The organism is uncultured Campylobacter sp. (assembly GCF_938030815.1).
GTDB lineage: Bacteria > Campylobacterota > Campylobacteria > Campylobacterales > Campylobacteraceae > Campylobacter_B.
On record NZ_CALHII010000084.1, the window covers coordinates 1 to 2677 of the forward strand.

Below are 2677 nucleotides of genomic sequence, written 5' to 3' on the forward strand. Positions count from 1 at the left end.
ACAGCTAAAAAGCTCTAAGGGTTTCCGCGCTCCGACATCGGATGAGGCGTATATGACCTTTAAGCATCCGGACTTTTCTATCCGTCCTAATATATTTTTAGAACCAGAAATCGCAAGGACGAAAGAGATCGCTCTTACTTTTTATAGCGAGAGAAGCCGCATAACTTTCGATGTTTTTAAGACGGATTATAAAAATTTTATCGATCTTGAATTTTTGGGAAATTTACAAGTCGTAGATCAGCAGATACCGTATCCGTTTTATCAAAATGTAAACCGAGATAGCGCCAAAGTGCATGGATTTGAGATAAATACCCATCTGGAGCTCGGCGATGTATCGGAGAGCCTGGAGGGATTTAGGCTGGGATATAAATACAGCAGGCAAAAGGGCAGGATGTCGTGCGCCAGCAACGGCTCAAACGCCAATGATTCAAACTCCGGATGCAGTAGGGGCGAAGAGGTGCCGATGAATGCGATCCAACCGCCTACTTCCGTCTATAATATCGGCTATTCTACGCCCGGCGACAAATATGGCATTGATCTTTTCATAACTGACGTAGGAGCCAAGAAGCGCAAAGATACCTACAATATGTATTGGAAAAGCCAAGTCGAAAGAACGGATCCGTATTGGGGGCATATCGATGCTTCTATAGTAAACGGAGAGCCCGTAACCGATAATACCAAAGGTTGGCGAAGCGGTGATTATACGGTAGTGGACGTTATCGCTTATGCTAAGCCGCAAAAAAATTTTAACTTTAGTCTAGGCGTTTACAACCTAACCAACGCCAAGTATATCACTTGGGATAGCGCGCGCTCGATCAGGGCTTTTGGAACGGTCAATATGATCGATCAGGCGACGGGTGCGGGCATCGGTAGGTTTTACGCGCCACGCAGAAATTTTAGATTTAACTGGGAGGTAACGTTTTAAATCGTCGCTTATTGGGTCGATTGCTTAGACTCTAGTGCGTAAATTTAAATTTATCCGAAATTCCCGGCTCAAATGAGCTTTAGTTTGTTTGAGCTTCCGCCGGCTTTAAAATAAACGGCGAGCGATCAAAGGCTTAGGAGCACGGGAATTTTAAAAATGTAAAATTTGCAGCGGTATGGTTTATTCGCGTGGCGGAATTTTGCCGCTTCCGTATTCTCGCGAAACGGAATTTTAAAATTTCGGGCGCATAAAATTTATAGCGCAGTGCAGAATTCTGCTATGCAAAATTTGAAGAAGATCGATCCGCTCATCGGGCGCGAAAAGGAGATGTGCAAAATTCTGCTATGCAAAATTTGAGGCTACGTAATTATGAAATTCCGCGCTGTGTATTGTGCGGCGGAGTAGCGCTATTTTTTGCGACGCTTGCGCCATGATGAGAGTTTTTGCATGCAAGTAGAACAAATTAGGCATATCATGCACACAAGCGTAAGCACTACACAAGAATAGAAAAAATCGCTCAGGCTTGCCGTTTTATCCTTAATAAATGTCATATAAATCCAAAGCAACACCGCAATCACAGCGATGCAAAAAAGCAGTACCGCCCAAAATAGTCGCGCCAAGCTAAGTAGCCGCTCGGCAAGGTTAAACACCAGTTGTGTCAAACGAGGTGCGCGCCTTTCAATAGCGCGTACGATCGCATAAACGTATGCCAGAATTATCATCGCAACGAGCGCAAGCCCCGCGCAAGTGTAGAAAAAATCGCCTATGTTTGGGAATGCGTCTTTTGCGAACGCAAAATAGATCGCGTAAAATACTGTCGTGGCGAAAAAGATCAGACCGAATGTAATCAAAATATCCCAAGCTAAAGATAGCGTGCGTTTTACGGTATCCAGCGCACTCAACGCAAAATCGCGGGCATATTCCAAAGGCGTTCTGCGGCGCTCGACCTCCAAGGCGACGAGGCTGCCTAGATATCCTTGGTTGCAGTATTTTACGCGCACCAAATCGCCCTGCTTAAACGAGAACGACCTGCAACGCATACGAAAGCGAACGCCGCCGATCTCAAAAAGCACGAGCGTCTCGATCTCCTGCCTAAGGACGCGAACGTGCAAGTTTTCTATCCTGCCTTCGATATAAGGCTGCTTATTTCGCATAATCCTCCAAGATTAAGTTAAAAAATTTAGCGCTATTTGCCCGGCGCTAAAAAAACCGCTCATTTTTTCCGAAAAGCTCCACGGCGCAACGGAATTCTGCGCGGCAAAATTCTAGTTTTTAAATTTCATGCGGCAAGATAGACTGATCACGAGCTTGGTTTTAAAATTTTTCGCTAAATTCCGCCGCGCTTATCGGCGGCAAATTTAATACGGTTGGCTTTACGAGCGCGGTTCATCCCGCGCACTAAACAAACATGTTTAAATTTAAGATCATAAAATTTAAAAATCGCCGGATATCAAATTACAAGCCGTAAATTTAAATATAGAACTCAAATACTATCGCGTACATATACGAGCTTTGAGATCTTAGTAAAATTTTGCCCTTTAAATTTACGCGCAGTTTTTGCCGCGTATAAATTTTGGCGCGATTTTGAAAGTATTTTTTAGACGTATTTTGCTAGGCAAATTTTAAGTATATCTAGTGCAAGGCGACTTTGTTTACTTAAAAATTTTTAATGCGAGCCAAGCTGATTAAATTTGACCTCGAAATTTTAACGAGGCTTTAGCGCACAAGTCTCGTTTTGTTCTAGCGATACGA

At 43.6% G+C, this 2677-nt stretch carries 2 protein-coding genes; one reads left to right on the plus strand and one right to left on the minus strand.

The features are described from left to right. A partial coding sequence (locus Q0277_RS03085) for a TonB-dependent receptor (RefSeq protein ID WP_297995482.1) occupies nt 1–925 on the plus strand: 925 nt, incomplete at its 5' end. A 407-nt stretch (nt 926–1332) separates the two neighbouring features. Here Q0277_RS03085 and Q0277_RS03090 read toward each other — a convergent pair. After that, entirely contained in the window at nt 1333–2079 is a 747-nt protein-coding gene (locus Q0277_RS03090; protein WP_297995485.1) for a hypothetical protein, read from the minus strand. Between the last annotated feature and the right edge of the window lie 598 nt (nt 2080–2677).